11 protein-coding genes are annotated in these 19,634 nt (G+C 63.5%); 1 reads left to right on the top strand and 10 read right to left on the bottom strand.

What is annotated here, in order from left to right:
* Positions 1–25: 25 nt before the first annotated feature.
* Positions 26–6,697 carry a translocation/assembly module TamB domain-containing protein gene (locus tag VJ464_25470; GenBank protein HKQ08496.1) on the bottom strand — a complete coding sequence of 2,224 codons (6,672 nt, stop codon included), beginning with the start codon at positions 6,695–6,697 and terminating at the stop codon, positions 26–28.
* A 234-nt stretch (positions 6,698–6,931) separates the two neighbouring features.
* Between VJ464_25470 and VJ464_25475 the strand changes: the two genes are divergently transcribed.
* Positions 6,932–9,481, top strand: coding sequence for an ATP-binding protein (locus tag VJ464_25475; protein HKQ08497.1), 2,550 nt, complete (start codon positions 6,932–6,934; stop codon positions 9,479–9,481).
* A gap of 17 nt (positions 9,482–9,498) precedes the next feature.
* Here VJ464_25475 and VJ464_25480 read toward each other — a convergent pair whose 3' ends face one another.
* The 9 genes from VJ464_25480 to VJ464_25520 all read right to left on the bottom strand — a co-directional run bounded on the left by VJ464_25480 (position 9,499) and on the right by VJ464_25520 (position 19,634).
* The gene (locus tag VJ464_25480; GenBank protein ID HKQ08498.1) at positions 9,499–9,774 is read right to left on the bottom strand and encodes a DUF3303 family protein; all 276 of its coding nucleotides are present in this window, start codon (positions 9,772–9,774) and stop codon (positions 9,499–9,501) included.
* A gap of 43 nt (positions 9,775–9,817) precedes the next feature.
* Entirely contained in the window at positions 9,818–12,631 is a 2,814-nt protein-coding gene (locus VJ464_25485; GenBank protein HKQ08499.1) for a UvrD-helicase domain-containing protein, read from the bottom strand.
* 57 nt (positions 12,632–12,688) lie between these two features.
* Complete coding sequence (locus tag VJ464_25490) at positions 12,689–13,738, bottom strand: phosphatase PAP2 family protein (GenBank protein HKQ08500.1); 1,050 nt, start codon at positions 13,736–13,738, stop codon at positions 12,689–12,691.
* Positions 13,735–14,730: an NAD-dependent epimerase/dehydratase family protein gene (locus VJ464_25495; protein ID HKQ08501.1), complete on the bottom strand. Its 996-nt coding sequence runs from the start codon at positions 14,728–14,730 to the stop codon at positions 13,735–13,737. Before VJ464_25495 ends, VJ464_25490 begins: the two co-directional genes overlap by 4 nt.
* Before the next feature lie 12 nt (positions 14,731–14,742).
* The gene (locus tag VJ464_25500; GenBank protein HKQ08502.1) at positions 14,743–16,050 is read right to left on the bottom strand and encodes an amidohydrolase; all 1,308 of its coding nucleotides are present in this window, start codon (positions 16,048–16,050) and stop codon (positions 14,743–14,745) included.
* A 101-nt stretch (positions 16,051–16,151) separates the two neighbouring features.
* Positions 16,152–16,802, bottom strand: coding sequence for a hypothetical protein (locus VJ464_25505; protein ID HKQ08503.1), 651 nt, complete (start codon positions 16,800–16,802; stop codon positions 16,152–16,154).
* Between the two features lie 12 nt (positions 16,803–16,814).
* Positions 16,815–17,717, bottom strand: a complete 903-nt coding sequence (locus VJ464_25510) for a GNAT family N-acetyltransferase (GenBank protein HKQ08504.1) — start codon at positions 17,715–17,717, stop codon at positions 16,815–16,817.
* A 298-nt stretch (positions 17,718–18,015) separates the two neighbouring features.
* A complete protein-coding gene (locus VJ464_25515; GenBank protein HKQ08505.1) occupies positions 18,016–18,711 on the bottom strand; it encodes a lysophospholipid acyltransferase family protein in 696 nt (231 codons plus the stop codon).
* A 14-nt stretch (positions 18,712–18,725) separates the two neighbouring features.
* Positions 18,726–19,634, bottom strand: a complete 909-nt coding sequence (locus VJ464_25520) for a phosphatidate cytidylyltransferase (protein ID HKQ08506.1) — start codon at positions 19,632–19,634, stop codon at positions 18,726–18,728.

Here is a 19,634-nt window from a genome sequence, read left to right on the forward strand (position 1 = left end):
GCAATCTGACAGATTGCGCCACACGTCAGAAGGTCTGCCCGAAGCGGATGTGGATGACGCCTTGCGGCTGTCGCAGGATGACGCCGGTGGCGCTCATAAACGATGGCGGGTTGAGCAGGTATCCGTAATCTATGCCGACCGGGCCGATGGGCGTGTCGAGCCGCAATCCCAGCCCGATGGTATGCGTCATCCCGCCGAAGCTCATATCGCTCACCCGGCGAAAGACGTTACCAAAGTCGTAGAACGGCACCAGCCGCAATTGTTTGGTCAGCGGGTAGCGCAGCTCGAAATTCATCACCAGCATCGCATCGCCGCCCAGCGGCACCAGCGTCGGCAGCTCCATCGCATTGCGCGGTTCGAGGATGGCTTGCGGCCCGGCCTGCTCGAACTTAAAGCCGCGCAGCGTCGTCGCGCCGCCGGCAAAGAAGCGCTCGCTGATCGGCAGTACCTCGTCGGCTTCAGTGATCGCGCCGTTCGGGCCGGTGCCACGGACGGCGTATGGCTTGGCCAGTCCGAGGCGCGCCGCGAACGCCAGCACCGTGTCACGGAGCCCCGGCGTCATCTTGTCGAATTGATAATAGCGCTGGTAATTGGCAAAGAATTTATTGAAAGCTTCGTTGCCGCCGAAAGGCCGCGCCGCAATCGAATGCTCGACGCTAATGAGCTCGCCCTTCGTCGGATTGAGCGCCGAGTTGCGCGTGTCGCGCGTCAGCCCGGCTGAAAACAAGCCGAGCCGTATCGCCTGCTCGTTGCGGACGATCTCTTCGAGCGGGATGTCCTGCGGGTTGCTCAGCTTGCTGTTTTCGAAGCTGTAACGGAAACGCAGCGCGGTGATGTCCGAGAACTTGCGCTCGGCTTGCAGGAAGACGACGAAGCGCTGGATGCCAAAGCTCGGCCCATTGTTCGACGCGGTGCCGCCGCCGACCAGCCGCCGCTGCACCAGTGTGTGCAGGTTGGTATTACTGTCATAAAATCCCGACAGCGTCGCTGCCCAGTTGCTGCTCCAGATGCGCAGGTCTGTGTACTGCAACTGTAAGAGCTGCTCGCGGAAGCTGGCGCGCGTCCGCATCGAGATTGAATTCGCCCGCCCGAACAGGTTGGTGTCGGTCAGTTGCAGCGAGCCGCGCGGCCCTTCGTCGGTTGAAAAGCCGAGACCATAAACCACGAGCAGAGGCTTCGCTTCGGTCACTCGCACGGTGACGCGGCGGGCGTCCGGGTTGCCGCCCGGCATCGGCTCGTGGCGGATGGCGATTTCGCTGAAGGCGCCGGTCGCGTAGAGGTCGCGCTGCGTGTGGCGAATCAACTCGGGCGTCAGCACGTCGCCTTCTTTGAAAGCGAAGAAACGGCGGATCGAGGCTTCGCGGGTCTTGGTCTGACCGGTCACCTCAATCGCGGCGACGATAGCGCGCGGGCCTTCGCTGATGTTGTATTGCAGCGCGACGCGATCCGCCGACAGATCAACAATCGTGTACGGCGCGGTCGCGTCCAGGAAGCCGTGATCGCCATAAAACACCTTGACGTTCTTGGTCGTCTCGCGGGCCTTGCTCGGCGAGAAGGCTTCGCCTTCCTTGAGCGCCACGCGGTCACGCAGCTCGTTTGCGGCAAAGACGGTGTTGCCGTTGAAGGCGACGTCGGCGACGGTCGCGCGCGTGCCTTCGTCAACGTGGAAGATCAGCACCAGGTCTTCGCTCTGCGGCTTGGTATCAATGCGCGACGTGACGCGCGCCGAGCGGAAGCCGAGGTCGGCCATGCGATTGCGAATGGTTTCGCGGTCGCGGCGAATGCGGTCGTTGCTGGTGATGCCGCGCGCCAGCCCGCCAATCAGCGGCAGCGATTTGAGTATTGGCACAGCCCCGACGAAGCTCGCTTTCTTTGATTGCAGGTCGCTGCCGACATCGCCCATGCCGATCTCGTTCGTGCCTTCGAGACGAATCTCGTCCAGGTCGTAACGCTGCCCCGGCTGCACGTCGTAAAACAGGCGGACGGGCGCGCCGCTGCACTCCACAGGCTCGCAGCGCGAATGCACGGTCGCAAAGAAGTAGCCCTGCTCTTGCAGGTAATTTTCCAGGTTGCGCTCGCCTAACCGTGCCAGCGCGCGGCTGAAGCCCTGAGTTTCGACCGGCACCAGATCGCGCAGCTTGCGGTTGCTCAGCTTCACCCCGGCGGGGTTGACCAGCATGACTTCGGCGGGCGGCAGCGGGGCGCGCGGCGGCGCGGTGTTGCGGCCCGGCGCGCTGCTCACAGGTTGTTCAAAGCCGAGCGCAAAGCGCGTGCGCCCGCGCATCTCGATGGTGAAGTTGCTGTCGGTCGTCGTGCCGCTGTTGAACGTGCCGCCTTGCGTGTACGAGGCAAGGCCGGAAAAGCGGTTCGACAAAATGTACTCGACGATGACGCTCTGATCTTGCTCGCTGCCGACGTTGGTCGAGTAGGTGAACGACAGATCGCGTGTCAGCTGTTTGCCAATCGTCAGCCGCGCCGCCGGGTTCGAGTTAGGCTCAAGCACCGGATCGATCTGGAAGCGATTCAGTCCGAGCAGCGATTCGGTCGGCTGCGAGATGAACTGCTCGGAGAGCAGCGAGGCCGCCGCGCCCAGCCCCGACGAAACCAGGTCCTGGCTGGCGAGCGTGCTCGAATTGATGTGGCCGGTCGCCACCAGCGATAGCACGTCCGAGCGCGGCAGGTCGGGGTCGGAGCGCAGCGTCACTTCCATCTGATCGAGCGGCCCTTGCAGTCCGACATAAACGTGATAGTTGCTGATGTCGGCTTCGGTCTGGAGATTGACCACAGGGGTCGAGCCGCCGCCCGGAAAGTCGAGCGTGCCGGTGGTGATGTCGTAACGCTGTGCGCGCAGCTTGATCGTGCCGCCTTCGACCGCCACGCGCCCGGTGATATTCGGGTCGGTCGCCGTGCCGCCAATCGACAGCGCCGCCGTGCCGACGGTGTTGACTTGCTGATTGCGGATCAACAACGTGCCCGGCGCGTTGATGCGCAGGTCGAGGCCGAGAGGCGGCAAGCCGAGCGGCCCTCGGCCTGTGGTCGAACCGCCGCTGCCGCTGCCAAAGCTCAAGCCATCGGCGCCGCCGCTGCCGTTGGCCATGCTGGCAAAGTCGAGATTCGTGGTGTAGTCGCCTTCGGGAATGTTGATCGTGCCGCTCAACACCTGGCGGTCTGTGTTGCCCGTCAGGTCAAGGTTGGCGTTGGCGATGATCGACGCGCCTTCGTAAATCACGTTGACGTTGTTGCCGACGGCGGTGAAGTGCCAGTCTTGCGGGCGCAGCCCGGCGAGGCGCACCTCGCCGCTGGCATTCAGGTTGCCGTCGTTGGCCTGCGCCGTGAAGCTTTCGAGCGTGATGCGGTCGGCGCCGAGCGTGATGCGGCCATTGCCGTTGAAGATGCCGAGCGGCAGAGCGTCGCCGGATGCCGAAATCTGCTCAAGGCGAATCTCGCCCGCCAGGCGCGGGTCGCTGATCTTGCCGGTCAGCCGCGCGTCAACCGCGATGGTGCCGCCGAGCAAGAGGTCCGGGCTCACCTGGCCAAGCTCTGCGAGGTGGGCCGCGCCGGTGAGCGCGAAATTCACGGGCGCGTCGCCGTTCAGTGCGAGCGTGCCGCCTAATCTAAAATCGAATCCCTGGCCGGAGATGCGCGTCTGGCTGAGATTGACTTCAGGGCCGTTGACGATCACCGAGACCGGCGTCTGAATGTTGACGGCGCGGCCTTCGACGTTGAGCGCGATGGTATTGAGCGTAAGGTCGCCGCGCAGGTGATCGAGCGTCATCTCGCCATCGGCGTTTTCAATCGGGCCGATGACGTAGAGCCGGCCATTCACTGTGCCTGTGACTGCCGCGTCGGGCGCGAAGGCGGCGACCAGCGGCGCGAGATCGAGATTATCGAAAGTGGATTCGACGGTGATCGGGCGGCCCGGTCGGCGCAGCTCGATGCTGGCGTGAACGGCTTGAGGCTTGCCAACGATGCCGGTTACGAAATCAACGTCAACGCGGCCGCCGGGGTTGGTGCGCGCCGTCAAGCTCAGCTCGCCGGCGCTGCGCCCGTTGATCGTCACGTCCTTGCCCTGAGCCGTCGCTTCGACCTTTAGCTCGCCGAGGTCTTTGGTGTTGCCAGTCGCCTGCACGGTCGCGCCCGCCGTGCCAGTGACGCTGGCCGAGAGGTTGAGCGAAGTCGCCAGTTGATTCAGGTCAACGTTGTCGGCGCGGGCTTGCAGTTGGAAATCATTCGTCTTCAGATCGTACTGGCCGCTGGCGGTCAACTGGCCCTGCGCGAATCGCAGGTCGGCGCGGTCAAGCCTTGCCGTGCGCCCATCAAAGACCAGACTGGCGTTGGCGTTCTCTGCCGCCTGGCCTTCAATCGTGCCGTTGTTCAGCGTCAGGGTCGCGGTCCCGGTCGGCGAGCCGGGCAAGCCTGTCAGGTGGGCTTCGCCATTCAAGCTGCCCGTGATCAATTTCTGCTGGCTCGACAGGCCGGCGGCTGAGGTGATCGTTTCAATGTTGATGTGATCGATGGTGGCGTCCAAGCGGCCAGAGGTCGCGACTTCGGCGCGCGGCGCTGAGTAAGTGAAGCGCGCCGAGCCGCCGTCGACCGTCGCCAGCACGCCATTTTCAAAAGCCACCTCTTGCGGCGTCAGCCGGACGTGACCCGTCAGGCTGCCGACCGGCTGATCGTGCGCGCCGATGTTGGCGGCGTTCAGGTCGCCTTCGATTGCCGGGTCGCTCAACGAGCCGCTGACGCGCCCGTCGAAGCGGAAGTCGCCGGCCAGTCGCGGCTCGTACGACGCCACCGCATCTTTGACGCTGTTGATCGAGTAAGCGATGGTCTGTAGCTCTTCGGCATGGGTCGAAGTGAGCGAGAAATTCAGATCAGACGAGTCGCCTTTTGCGGCGACGCGCCCGCTGGCGGTCAACTGCGAGGCGTTGGTCGCCAGCGTCAACTGCTCGACGTTGAAGTTGCCGCTCTGGGCGCGGACGGCGACATCGCCGGTCACAGGGATGGCGCTGTCGGTCTGCGTCGTCTCCGCCGTCAGGTGCGCCGACAGGTTGCCGCTCAGCGATTCAAAGTTGGTGCCGGGCCAGCTGACGCGCACCTGGCTATTGATGCTGCCGGTGAGCGGCTGGTTGTTGACTTCGAGGAGCTTGAAGACTTCGCCGGTCTTCAGGTTGTTGAGACTGGCGGTCAAACGTGACGCGCCGCGCCGGCCTGTGGCGATGACGGCGTCGCCGGTGGCGGTGCCGCCCATCAACGACGCGTTGAAGCGGTTGAGCGCCACGGCGTTGTTATCGGCGACCAGTTGGCCGCGCACGGGGCCGATCTGTGTGCCGCGTACCTGGCCACCGCGCACGTCGAGACTGCCTTTGACTTGATAGACGCTGCCGTTGATGTTGGCCGCCGTGTCGCGCAGCGTGATGCCGTTGATCTGCCCGGCCTTGAGCGCCACCCGCGCGACGGTCACCTGTCGCACCGTCGCCAGCGTTCGCCCGTCGCGGATTTCGGCGCGGATGTCGCCGGCGCGAATGTCCTGCACCTGACCTTGAGCTAAGCCGACGCGCCCGACCGCCAGGTGTTGCACGTTGGCCAGCGTCACGCCGTCTTTGATCTCGCCGTTGATGCCGCTGATCTGGACGCCGGCCAGTTGATTGCCGGCGACGGCGGCCGCCGTGGCGTGAGCGCGGCTGCTCGTGAAAGTGATGCGCTCACCGTCGGATTCGACGTTGATGTCTTCGACGCTTGCGGCGCGCACGCGGTCGCCCGCTGCGGTCAGGTCTTCGCCGGTCAGCGCGCCGGTGATCTTGTACTTCGCGCCGTCGCCGCTGAGGTTGCCGTTAAAGGCGGCCGCGCCTTGCAAGCGCAGGTCGGGAGCCAGAACCCGCGAGACTTCGGCGAGCGCGACACGCGTCTGGAGGTTGGCGTTGTAACTCAAGCCGGCCAGCGTGTCGAGCTTGCCGCTGGTGTTGACTTCGCCCAGAGGCGAGCGCAGGTTGAAGTGATCGAGCGTTACCCCGGTCAGTCCAACGTCGGCGGCCATGTCCAGGCTATCGATGCTGGTGTCGCGCCCCTGGTAACGCAAGTGGCTGGTGCCGGCGGTGAATTGCAGGTTGGTCCCTAAGCCCGTGGCCACCGGGCTCGCGACCGCATGGAGATTTTCCAGGTCGCCGGTGATCTGGTGCGCTTGATCGTTGACGTGCAGCGTGCCGGTGGTGAGCGTGCCGACGAGTCCCGAAAAATCGAAGCTGATGCGGCTCGGCGCGCTCGGCGGCGGGTTGTGCAGTCCGGCGAAGTTCGTCTTTCCCTGCGCGTCTATCTCGACATAGGCTTGCAGGTTGTTGAGCTCGACGCGCTTGAAGATGATCTCGCGTCGCAGGCGCAGGGCGAAGGGGTTAGGAATCTCGACGACAATTTCAACGTTATCAATCGTGCCGATCAGTTGATCGGTCTGCTGATTGTAGAGCTTGATGTCGTGCGCCTTGGCGGTGCGTATGCCCCACGACAGGTCGAGGCCGCCGACCTCCGCGCGCACGCCGTAATCGGCAAGCGCCCGTTGCACCTGGACGATGATGAAGTGGTTGAGTCGCCCGGAACGGATGTAGTAAACGCCAAACAGGGCAAGCGCAATGATGATCAGGAGAAAACTGCCCCCGGCAATCATCAGTTGGCGTTTGTGGCGTCTGGCCCAGCCTGGAGTAGCCACAGGCGGTTCCGGTGTTTGGCTCATCAGCAGAGTTTAGAAAATGAGATTAAATGAGATCAGAGGCGCGTCCACCGATGATACTAGCACAGAAAATTTCAGGGCGTAAATACGATTGTCACGTCCGGGCAAGCTGTGTAAACTGGTTTCAGCCTCCAGTTGGAGCCTCCAGTCGAACATTGGGGATTTTGCCAGCAGAGCCTGATAATCATTTCTTAAGGCCGGAGCGCCACCGTAATGAAAGATGTTGCCGCCTATTCGAATTCGCCGTCTAACCCTCTCGAAACCATTTACCAGTTGATCGCGGCGATTGGCCGCGCCAAGCAGATCGAAGAAATTTACGAAGAAGCCTTGAACGGCTTGCAAGACACGGCGGCGGCGGATCGCGCCGCCATCCTGCTGCTGGAGGGCGACGGCGTGATGCGCTTCAAGGCATGGCGCGGGCTCTCCGAGCAATATCGCGGCGCCGTCGAAGGCCACACGCCCTGGACGCTGGAAGACACAGACCCGCAGCCTGTACTGATCGCCAACGTCGAGCATGCGCCGATGGCCGATGGCTTGCGCGGGGCGCTGAAGCGCGAAGGCATTCGCGCCGTCGCCTTCATCCCGCTGGTCAGCCGCGGGCGGCTGCTCGGCAAATTCATGGTCTACTACAATGCGCCGCACTCGTACGCCGCCAGTGAAGTGCAGCTCGCGCAGATCATCGCCGGCCACGTCGCCTTTGCCATCGAGCAGCGGCGCGCCACACAGGTTTTGAAGGCTTCCGAAGAGTGCTTCTCGACAGCCTTCAAAGCCAACCCCGACCCGATGGCGATCCACGCCATCCGCGATGGCCGCTTCGTCGAAGTCAACGACAGCTTCCTGCGCATCAGCGGCTACGCGCGCGACGAAGTCGTCGGCCACACGATTGCCGACCTTGGCTTTCTCGCCGACCCGAGCTATTTCGACCGTGCGGCGCGCCTGCTCGCGGAGCAGGGCCGGCTGAAAGAGTTCGAGTTTGAATATTGCACGCGCGCCGGCGAGCGGCGCTGGGGACTGATGTCTGCCGAGATCATTCAGATCGGCGGCGAGCCCTACATTCTCAGCACGACCAGCGACATCAGCGCGCGCAAGCAGATCGAAGAGACGACGCGCCTGCACCGCAGCGTCGAAGAGCAGCTTTCGCTGTTGATCGATGCGTCGGGCGTCTTGCTGACTTCGCTCGACCCGGAGGCGGTTCTCAAAGCCGTCCTCGACCTGTCGCGCCGGCTGGTGCCTGCCGATGCCTATGCCGTCTGGCGCTACAGAGAGAGCGCGGGCCGCTGGGAGATCGGCTGCGCCGAGGGCCTGTCGGAAACTTACCGGCAGGTGACGATAGATACGCTCGGGGCAATCCCGCCATCGCTGGTTCCAACCATTACGAGCCAGGACGTCGAGCAAGACCCGCTGCTCGCCGGTCGCACGGACCTGTACAGGGCCGAGGGCATTCGCTCGCTGTTCGCCGTGCCGCTGCACCTGTACGGCGAGAACTCTGGCACCATCGCCTTCTACTTCAAAGACCCGCATCGGTTCACCCAGGCAGAGATGCGCATCGCCACGGCGCTGGCGAATCTGGCGTCGGCGGCGATGACCACCGCCGAGTCGTTTCAAGAGCAGCGCCGCTTGCGCGTCCAGGCCGAAGAGTCGAACCGCTTGAAAGACGAATTCCTCGCCACCGTGTCACACGAGCTGCGCACGCCGCTGACGCCGCTGCTCGGCTGGACACACATGCTGCGCAGTCAGCGAGTGGACGCCGCGATGCTTGCCAGCGGGCTCGAAGTCATCGAGCGCAATGTGCATGCGCAGACTCAGATCATCAACGACATTCTTGACGTGTCGCGCATCATGACCGGCAAGCTGCGCCTGGATGTGCGGGCCGTGCGGCTGGCGCCGATCATCGAAGCCGCCATCGAAACCGTCCGCCATGCCGCCACCGCTAAAAAGATTCGCCTGCGCACACAGCTTGCGCAACCGGACGACGATGTTCACTGCGACCCCGACCGCTTGCAGCAGATTGTCTGGAACCTGTTGTCGAATGCCATCAAGTTCACCCCGGATGGCGGCGAGGTGAGCGTCGCGTTGTCCAGGCAAACAGGCGGCGCCGAGATCACCGTGAGCGACACGGGGCAGGGAATCAGCGCAGACTTTCTGCCGCATGTCTTCGACCGCTTCCGTCAGGCCGACAGCTCTTACACGCGCAAACATGGCGGCCTCGGCTTAGGGCTGGCGATTGTGCGCCATCTGGTCGAATTGCATGGCGGCACGGTCGAAGCTCGCAGCGCGGGCCAGAACCAGGGCGCGACCTTTACAGTTCGCTTGCCGCTCGCCGATCCGGCCGGTCTGCTTGCGCCGCCGGTTGCGGCTACCGCGGAGCCTGAGCCGCGCCTGTCGCTTGCCGGCGCGCGGCTGTTGCTTGTAGATGATGACGAAGATACGCTCGCCGTGTTGAGCCTGGCTTTGCGCCAGAGCGGCGCAGAGGTGGAGAGCGCCGGTTCGGCGGCGCTGGCGTTTGCGGCGATACGGCAATCGCCACCCGACGTGCTGATCTGTGACATCGGCATGCCCGAAGAGGATGGCTATGCCTTCATCGAGCGCGTGCGCCGCCTCGGGGGTGATCAGGGCGGCGATGTTAAGGCCATTGCTTTAACGGCCTACGCTCGCGAAGAAGATCGCCGCCGCGCATTGGCCAGCGGCTTTCAACACCACCTGCCGAAGCCCATCGATCCGGATGAGCTGACCGCCTTGCTCGCCAGTGTCATTGCTGAATAGATGGCCTGGAGCGCCGATCATTTGGGCAGTTGGGTCATGCGCTCGGCGGCCTCGCCTGATTTGATGACCGGCAGGATTTCAAAATCAACCAGGTCTTGCCAGTGGGCGATCCACTGGTCAAAGAGCCCGGCGTCATCCGCTTCCATGAGCTGAAAGCAGCGGCTCAAATTCGTCTCGATCCAGCTATCCACATAACGCAAGCCCGCGGGCAGCATGCGCCCTTGCTCGCGGTAGCGGCGGTAGACCTCCTCGGCTTTGCCCGGCTTGAAACGCTCGATCACCATGAATAACATCGCGTCCTCTCCATCCTGTCATTGGGCTATCGCAAGCCGGCGCTTAGACGAGCGGGCCGATCAGCGGAAACCGTTGGCCGTCGGATGGCTGCTGGCTTGAAAGCGATTCGCGGCTATCGCTAGCCGAAGCCGCGGCTGGATAGCTCGTCGGCATAGCCTCGGCGTCGTGCCAGGCAATCGTCACCTGACCGCCGGGGTAATCAAAGCTCGCCGGGCGCGACTGCTCATCCACGTCGAGCGACGACAGAATGCGCCCGAGCCAGTGATCGCCCTTGGCGTTACCCGCGCCCGGCGCTCCCGAAATCATCAAATGGTCGCGGGCTCGCGTCGCCGCGACGTAGAGCAAGCGCTTCTTTTCGGCGCGATCCATCTGCTGCTCGATCTGCTGCAACATGACATACGAAGCGGCCTTCAAATTATCGTCATCGGTCTCCAGATGATCGGCGTTGATGCGCGCGGCGATGCCATAATCAACATGGGTTGCGATCAGCTCGCGCGACGTGTGACCTTTGTAAGTCGTATCCACCAGCCAGACGATGGGGAATTCCAGGCCCTTTGATTTGTGAACCGTCATCAAGCGCACCGCGCCGGCCTCTTCAACGGTCGCTTCGCCTTCGCGGGCTTCGCGGAACTGCATCTGGCCGATGCGCTCGACCAGTTCCGCAAGCGTCATCGAAGCCAGGCCGCGCGCCTGCTCGATGAACTTCTCGACATTTGCAACGCGCCGCTCGCCGTGCGGCAGTCGCATCAGCGTCGCCAGATAGCCGGTCTCTCTGAGCACGGCGACGATGAGATCGGCGGCGCTCAGCCGACCCGCCCGGGCGCTCAGCCGCGCCAGCCTTTCACGCGCCGCCCGCACCGCTTCGCGCTCGGCTTCGGCGTGCGCCACCGTTTCATCGCCGAGCGCACGCCAGAGCGTGCGCCGCGGCGGCTCCGCGCGGAGCCGCATCAGCGTTTCATCCGACAGGGCGAATATCGGCGAGCGCAGCACGGCGGCCAGCCTCAGGTTATCGTTCGGGCTGACGAGAAAGGCGAGCAGGTTCGTCAGGTCGGTAATCTCTTGCCGGTCGTAAAAGCCGCGCCCGGCAATCGTCACATAAGGCACGCCGGCATCGGCCATCGCCTGCTCGAAAATGTCGAAGCTGGTCGAGGCTTGAAACAGCAGCGCGAAGTCGCCGTACTGCGCCGCTCGCGCGCTCTCGTCTTTGCCGCAGACCGCGACCTGCTCTTGCTCGACGACCTCGCGGATGCGGCGTGCGACCAGCGCCGCTTCGCGCTCGCGCAGCTCGGCGACTTTCAGCCTGGCGCTCGTCTCTTTGCTCTGCGTGATGATGTGCAGTTCGACCGCCGCCGCAGCGGTCGCGGGCCGCCGGTGCGCCGTCATCGCCTCGTAGCCGGTGTCATAGCGATTCTCGCGCTTGAAGATCATGTCGAAGAGGTGATTCACGAAAGCGATCAGCCGCTCGTGTGTGCGAAAGCAAGCGTTCATAGCGATGTCGCGCCCGCCGCTGCGCGACCAGTCGTCACGCAGCGCATGAAAGACCGTCAGGTCGGCGCCGCGAAAGCGGTAGATCGATTGCTTGGCGTCGCCGATGATAAAGAACTCGCCCGATTGCGGCGCAAGCTGTTTGAGGATGCGCGTCTGGATCGGCGCGGTGTCCTGAAACTCGTCCACCATCAGTGCGCGAATCAAACCGCGCTCGCCGTCGTGGTAGCGCTTACAAACTTCCGGGTGCGTCGCTAGCAATCGCTCGGTCAGCTCTTCCAGGTCGTTGAAGTCGAGCGCCGAGCGATGGCGCTTGAGCGCGGCGAAATGCTGCCGCGTGCGCCGATATAACTCGACGAGCCGCGCCACGACTTCCGCCGCGACGCGGTCGGCTTCGTTCAGCTCAAGCGCCAGTAGCGCTTCGCCTTTGATTAAGTCCCGCATCGCGGTGAGCGCGGCTTTCACATCGCGCAATGCCGCTTCCGAAGGCCACTTCTTTGCCGCGCCGCCGCGCAGAACAATCGCCGCTTTGATGTCGAGTAAACACCGCGACAGCGCCGCGCCATTCAGTGAGTCATTGATCTCAGAAAGCCGTGTGGCGACCTCGGCGCGAACCTGCTCGATCTTGTCGGCGGAATCCTGTGCGGCCAGCCGCGCAACAGTGCGCGCCGCCTCGCGCCACCGATCACTTTCGACGATGGCGCGGGCCGCCGCTTCACGTGCTTGACGGAGCGATTGTTGCCAGTGCGCGAAAAGCGCCGCCGGCGTCTTGCCTTCGAGATGGGCGATGGCCGCCGCGGCGCTCGCGCCTTGTCTGACCAGCGACGCGAGCGCGGCTTTGACTTCGTGCGCCGAGAGGGTGGCGAAGACTTCGACGAGCGACAGGCAGAGGTCAGGAGATGACAGCGCCAGTCGGCTGCTTTCGCGGGCGGCGGCGGCAAGGGTTTCTTCAATCGCCTCTTCAAGCCGCATATCGGCTTCGATCTCTTCCAGCACGGTGAACGCCGGATCGATGCCGGCCTCTGCCGGGTGAGCCCGCAGCAGGGCGGCGCACAGCGAATGAATCGTGCCGATGCGCGATGAATCGAGCGCGTTGCGGTGCGCCCGCCAGCGCTCGCGCGCTTCAAAGGATTCCGCCTGCTCGATACGTTGGCGAATCTCGCGGCGGATGCGCGACACCATCTCGCGCGCCGCCTTTTCGGTGAAAGTCACGGCGACGATGTCCGGCACGTTCCACGAGGGATTCTCTTCGAGCAGTCGCAGAAAGCGTTCGACCAGCACGCGCGTCTTACCCGACCCGGCGCCCGCCGACACCAGCACGCGCTGCCGGCGTGTTTCAATCGCTTCGCGTTGTGCTTCAGTCCACGGCATAGGGGCAAGGGGCTGGGGGCTGGGGATTAGGGAGAAGAGAATTGCGAGGGCTGTATCCTACCCTCTCTTCTCTAGCCCCCAGCCCCTTGCCCCTTGCCCCTCCAGAATTCGGTAGAGCGGCCCGGCGATCAAGATAACCAGGGCGGCGGCGGCGCCGCCGGCCAGCACGTCAACGACATAGTGATAACGCAAATAGACGGTCGCCATGATCAAAGCGCTGCCCACTGGCAACATCAGCCAGAAGGTGCGGCGATGAAAGCGGCGCGCGTAATACAGAACCAGCAGGGTCAATTCGGTATGGCCGCTCGGAAAGCAGTCGCGGGTGATGCCTTCGGCGCGGTCGAGCGTATCGCGCAGGCTGTGAAACAACCAGACGCCGCTGAGTGGAAAGCTCTGCGCCGCTTTGATCGCCGGCAGAAAGCGCGGCCCGGTCGCCGGCACGGCAATGTAGCCCAGATAACTAACATAAAAACCGAGAGCGACGATGAAGACCCAGAAACGAAACGGCTCGAACCACTGCTTGCGCCACAGCACCACGCCGAGGATGAGCGGCAGAAAATAGTAAGTCGCATAGGCGAGTTGCAGGATTTCGGTTAGCGCCGGCCAGGTGAAGCGTTCGAGCCAGACGGTCGGGTGCGCGCCGAAGAGCCGATGATCGATTGCCGCCAGCTCCGCGTCGAAGTCGCGCGGATGGATGAGCGGGATCAGGTAAGAGAGCTCTTTGTAGGTCGCAGGAATCAGCGCCACCGGATACCAGCCGTGAATGAAAGACGACGCGGCGACGCGGCGACGCGGCGACGCGGCGACGCGGCGAGAAAGAGACTGATCCCCTTTGGCCAGCAGCAAGACGAGGCCGATGGCCAGCGCGTGCAAGGCGATGAACAGGGGCCAGAGGGGGATGCGAAAGCTGAACCCGACGACTAGCACGGTAATGATCGTGATGTAAGCGATGACGACTTGATCCGCCGGATAGAGCAACGGCTGAGCGGGCGCGGCTGGTGTCTCGCCACCAACCTCCAGATGGTCACTCGCTTTCTTCGTCGCCGCGTCGCCGCGTCGCCGCGTCGCCGCGTCACGCTTCCCCGCGTCGCCGCCTTGCTCAATCACAGCCAGCCCTCGCGCTTGTACCAGTCAATCGTTTCCCGCAAGCCTTCGTTGATGGGCACCTGCGGATTGTAGCCCAGCTCACGTTTCGCCCGCTCAATCGAACAGCCCCAGCAGCGTTCCGACAGGTCGCGCACTTTGTCGCGGTTGATGACCGGCGGCTTGCGCGTGAGCGCCGACAGGCCCTCGGCGGCCAGCGCGACGCCGAAAGCCAGCGGGCGCGGAATGGCGAGCTGACGAGCGCGACGGCCCATCATCTCGGCGATGCTTGCGGCCAGCTCGCGCATCGAATAGACCTTGTCGCTTGAGATGAAGTAAGCGCGCCCGACCGCTTGCTCGCTTTCACCCGCAAGGATGATGCCCGCCGCCAGATCGCGGGCGTGGACGAGGCTCACGCGCTTGTCATAGCGCCCGATCATCGGCATCATGCCGCGCTCGATGGCTTTGAACAATTCGAGCAACGCGTAATCGCGCGGGCCGTAGACCGCAGGCGGCCTGACAATGGCGTAGGGCAGCAGGTCGCCGACGGCGCGCAATGCTTCTTCGCCCATCAGCTTGCTCTGCCCGTAAGGCGTGATGGGCGTCGGCGGCGCGTCTTCGTCAACCGGCGTGCCGTCGCGCGATGGGCCGATGGCCGCGAGCGAGCTGACCAGCACAAATCGCTTGATTTGGTCGCGGTGCTTGAGCGCGGCGGCTAGCAATCGCTCGGTGCCGCGCTGATTCACCTCGAAGTAATCCTTCGCCCGCCGCGCAAAAGTCAGGCCGGCGACGTGATAGATGGCGTCTACGCCACGGAGCGCCGCCTGCCAATCGGTGGCGTCATCGAGGCCGCCTTCGGCGAATTCGAGACGCGGGTCTTTCAGGTAGCGAAGATTACTTGAGCGGCGCACCAGACAGCGCACCGCGCGCCCGCCTTCAAGCAGGCGGTCGACGACGTGACTGCCGACAAAACCGGTCGCGCCGGTGACCAGGACGACTCCTTGCTTGCTTGTCATTCGATAGCGCCTTTACTTGGTCGCGTGGCGGTCGAGGTAATCGAGCAGCACGTTGGCCATCACCTTGACGCCGACGACCAGCGATTCTTCGTCGACGTCGAACTCGGCGGTGTGCCACGCGGCGGTGATGCCGCGGGCGCGATTGCCGACGCCGAGGAAATAAAAGAAGCCGGGGACGATCTTTTGATACTCCGAGAAATCTTCAGCCGGCATAAACGGTTTCGGCGCGATCAGGTTCTTGTCGCCGACGACGCGCCTGAGGGTCGGCAAGGTCTCTTCGACGAGGCGCGGGTCGTTATAGGTGACCGGGTTCGAGCCGTCGAATTTCAGATCGAAGGTCGCGCCGTAGGCCGCCGTGACGTTCTGCAACGTGTCGCGCATCAACTGCTGAGCGCGCTTGCGCACCTCCTCGTTGAAGGCGCGCATGGTGCCGGTCATCTGCACTTCGTCGGCGATGATGTTGTTGCGGTCGCCGCCCTTGATGGTGCCGATGGTGATGACTAATGGTTCCAGCGGATCGATGCGCCGGCTGTGAATGGTTTGCAATGCGGTGATGCACTCGGCGGCGACGACGATGGCGTCAACGCCCATCTGCGGCTGCGCGCCGTGCGATTTCTTGCCGCGCACGGTGATCGAGATGCGATCCGACGACGCCATCGCCGGGCCGCTGTGGTAAGCGATCTGCCCGGCTTCGATGAGCGGGTTGGTGTGCAGGCCAAAGATGACCGCCGGGCGCGGATTTTCTAAAGCGCCTTCTTTAATCATCAACGCCGCGCCGCCTTCTTCGCCCGCCGGCGCGCCTTCTTCGGCGGGCTGAAAGATGAACTTGATCGTGCCGCTGATCTGGTCGCGCATCTTGGATAAAACTTCGGCGACGCCAAGCTCGACCGTCATGTGAACGTCATGGCCGCAGGCATGTTTGACGCCGGGGTTCAGCGATTTGTAAGGCACATCCATCGTCTCTAGAACCGGCAGCGCGTCCATGTCTGTGCGCACGGCGACGACCGGGCCAGGCTTCGCGCCTTTGAGCAAAGCCACAACGCCGTGACGCCCGACGCCGGTTTTCACTTCGTCGAGCCCGAGGGCGCGCAAGCGTTCAGCGACGACGCGCGCCGTGCGCTCTTCGCGATTCGATAGCTCGGGATGCATATGAAAATCGCGGCGGCATTCGACCAGACGGGCGCGCAAGCCTTCGGCGGCCTGGGCAATCTGCTGATCGCGCGTCGCCGTCGGCGCGATGGCTTTCGGTCGCTGTGCCGCCGGCACGACCAGTGCGGCGACAAGCAACAGGATGATGGCAGTAATCAATTTTGGCTTCATGGTTTTCTCCGATGAATTGCAAGCGAGCGATTGACGAGCAAAGGCAGGATAGGAGTTGCGTTGTGACTTGGTCAAGCCACGGAGCGACGCGGCGCCTCTCCTTACCAGCCAAAGCGCGCGAAGTAGAAAGTATAAAAAATAATCCAGATCACCGCGAGAATCAGGAATTCGATGCCGGTGCGGTGGCCGGTCAGCGGCTCGATGAGGCGGGCGATGGCGCTAGACAGCAGGGCGCTGAGGGCGAAACGGAACCAGCGCGCCGGCATCGAAATCAATAAGAAGGTGAACAGGTCGCCGCCGCGCCGGCCCCATTCGACGGCATAGATTTTATAGGGGATGCCTTTGAGCGGGCCGAATAGCACAGCCAGCAGTCCGCGCTCGTCCACTTGCCCGGCGACGCGTTCGAGCAGGTGCGCGTTGATTCCCGGTATGTGCTGAAGAAAAGCGCGCGCCGTTTCCGGCGCGGCGTCAGCGAGCATGGCCATCAGCGCGCCGCCGACGAGCGCCCCGGCGAGCGCCGCAATCGTCGCCTTCATCGCCGCGCGCAGCGAGCGCGTGGCCACCCAGCTCAACAGCACGTCCGGCACGATGAAGAAGGCGGTCGCTTCGCCAAGCCCCCAGAGGCAGGCAATCATGAGCAGTAAATGGCCTGTGGCGAAGCGGTCGAAGCGCCCGCCGCGCCCGTTGTCGTCGTTTGCCGCTGAGGTTCGTTCGAATGAGCGGTGATTGGCGGTGGAAGTCGGCCCCGTCATGCGAGGATGACTTTAGCAGATTTTCTGGCGGAGGAATATCGTCTCGAAAATGCCGGCGGGCTTGAACCCGGCGCGGCAGTAAAAGTCATGCACGGCGGATTTGTTTTCGTTGACCAGCACGCAGACCGCGCGGCTGCGAATTAAAAAAGCCTGCGTCAGTTGCGACAGGCAACGTTTGCCATAACCTTTGCCGCGCTCTTCGGTGGCTACCCACATGCCTTCAAGATAAGTGACCTCCGGCGCATCGCTGACAATATCGATCTTGAAGATCAGGCGGCCGGCTTCGATCCATACCCATGTCATCTGGCGGTCGATGCGGCGCAGGCAGCGCTGACGAAAGGCTTCGGGGTCTTGCTGCAAAGGGTCTTCGCCGCTCTCTTCCAAAACCATCTGCGCGTGCACCGGAATGATGAGATCGAGGTCGACAGGCGTCGCCAGTCGCAGCCCGGCGATGGGCTCGCGCACGGCGACCGGCCAGCGCTGCTCGAACAAGCGCTCGCGGGCGACCTGTCGCGCCGCCGCGCCGCCCGCCGCGTAGAAGTACCAGAAGGACTGCACATCTTCATGATGGCCGAGCAGCATATAGGCTCCCGGGCACTGCTGCGCCAGCCGCGCGAAGGCTGCGGTGGCGGCTTCGCTGCGCGCTTCAAACAGCAAGTGATGGCCGATCAGCGCCACGCCTTGCAGCGCGCCCTGCTCGTCGCGGCAGGCGTAAAATGTGCCGCGATTGTGCGAGCTGACCAGGCCGTTGCTGCGGATGAAGCCGAGCAGCCCGAAGGTGCGGTCGGGTCGCTGGCTGAGAAAGCCGAGGACTTCGGCTTCTTCTTCGGCGGTCAGCTTGCTGGTGCGCAAGGTTGCAGCGTTGGGCGCCGCGGCGAGCGCGCTGATCGCTTTAAACTGGAACTGTGAACGCATAATGGACGCTTCCCTTTGTCCGATCAAACCGAGTACTGCTCTTGCGTTCGTCCGTGGTCGCGGCCTGCGCCACGGCTGCACACGGTAACCCAGCGACGCGTAGGACAACAATCGCTGTGCCAGGGGATGACCCATGATGTTCAGCGCGCCAAAGGCGCGGCGGGGGCTTTATCGGTGGTAGTTTAGCCAGCCACCGCGGCTCATCAAAGCTATCGCTCCAGTCCGTCAAAATGAATGAAGCGGGCGGGCATTCTGACCGTCGCGCGGCGCGGGCGTCGGCAGGCGATAGGCGGCGGAGCTACAGTTCTCTCAAAGCGCGCACGGCGTCTTCGAGCGTGTGGATAATCTGCTGGCGGTTGCCGCTCAGGCGCAGCGGCTCGCCCAGGCGAATCTCGCAGAAGAAGGGCACAGGGATAATCTCGCCTTTCGGCAAGCTGCGGCCCATGTTGGCCAGATAAGCCGGCACCACCGGAACCTCTGGCAGCTTCGCCACCAGGTGGGCAATGCCTGAGCGGAAAGGGCCGATCTCCTGGCCGCTGCCGCGTGTTCCTTCGGGAAAGATGAGCAGCGAGTCGCCTGCGGCGAGCGCTTGCTGCATGCGCTCCAGCGGATTGTTCTCGGCGGTGATGCCGCGGCGGGCGATGGGCAGAATGTTGAAGAAGGTTTTGGTAAGCAGCGACACCAGCCGGTTACGCTCGAAGTAGTCAGCGGCGGCGACCGGTCGGATGCGGCGCAACCGCGTCAGGCTGAACAGCGACAGCAGCGAGATGGTGTCGAGGTGGCTCGAATGATTGGCGACGAGAATGAACTGGCCGTCGCGCGGCAGATGCTCGCGCCCGCGCACCCGCAGGCCGATGAACAAGGTCATAAACGGCTTGACCAGCAGGGCGAAGAGGATGATCTGCGTCAGGTCGCGCGCGCTCCATCGCCGTGACGCCGTCAGTTTGTTGTCGGTTGAATCCTTCACCGTCTTGCTTGCGGTCCCGCTCGCCATAGGCTTCTGGTCCCTTAACCCCAGTAGTGAAAATAGCGCACGTAGTGAAAGAAGAACGGCGCGGCATAACAGAGCGAATCAACGCGGTCGAGCATGCCGCCGTGGCCGGGAATGGCGGCGCCGAAATCTTTGACGCCAAAGTCGCGCTTGACGGCGCTCATCACCGCGCCGCCGCAAAAGCCCGCGACCGTGATAATCAGCGATACCAGCAGCGTCTCGATCACGGTGAAGGGCGTCAGGAAGCGGATCAGCAGGCTCAACCCCATCACTGAAAAGACGCCGCCCAGGAAGCCTTCCCATGTCTTGTTCGGGCTGACCGCCGGGATGATCTTATGGCGGCCGATGGTCTTGCCCCAGACGTATTGCAGCACATCGCTCATCTCGACGACGAAGACCAGAAATAGCACCAGCATGCGCCCGTTGACCAGGGTGTCGTCAATCTGCGGCACCGTCAGCAGGAACGCCATGTGGCTGAGGCCGAAGACAAAGATCATCAGCCCCCATTGAATCTGCGACGCCGAGGCGACAAAGCCCGTCGTCTCTTTTGCCAGCACCATGCGGACGGGCAGCGCCAGCATCATGTAGACCGGGATGAAGACGATGAACATGCCGTACCAGCCCACGCCGATCCAGAGGTATTGCACAGGAATGGCCAGGAAGGTGAAGACTAGCGCGTGATGATCTGCCGGGCGAGTCTTGAGCAGCGTGACGTATTCTTTCATCGCCCAGAAGCTCATGAAGGCGAAGAAGACCAGCGACAGCCGGTTGCTGACGACGATGGCGGCAAAGAAGACCGCCGCCATCACCCACCAGGCTTTGACGCGCGCCGCAAGCTCCGTGAAGTCGGCTTGCGGGCGGGCGCGCTTGAGCGCCGCAACGGCGACCGAAGCGACGACCAGCACGCCTAAAACCAGCAGGCCCAT

The organism is Blastocatellia bacterium, from assembly GCA_035275065.1.
Taxonomy (GTDB): Bacteria; Acidobacteriota; Blastocatellia; order UBA7656; family UBA7656; genus DATENM01.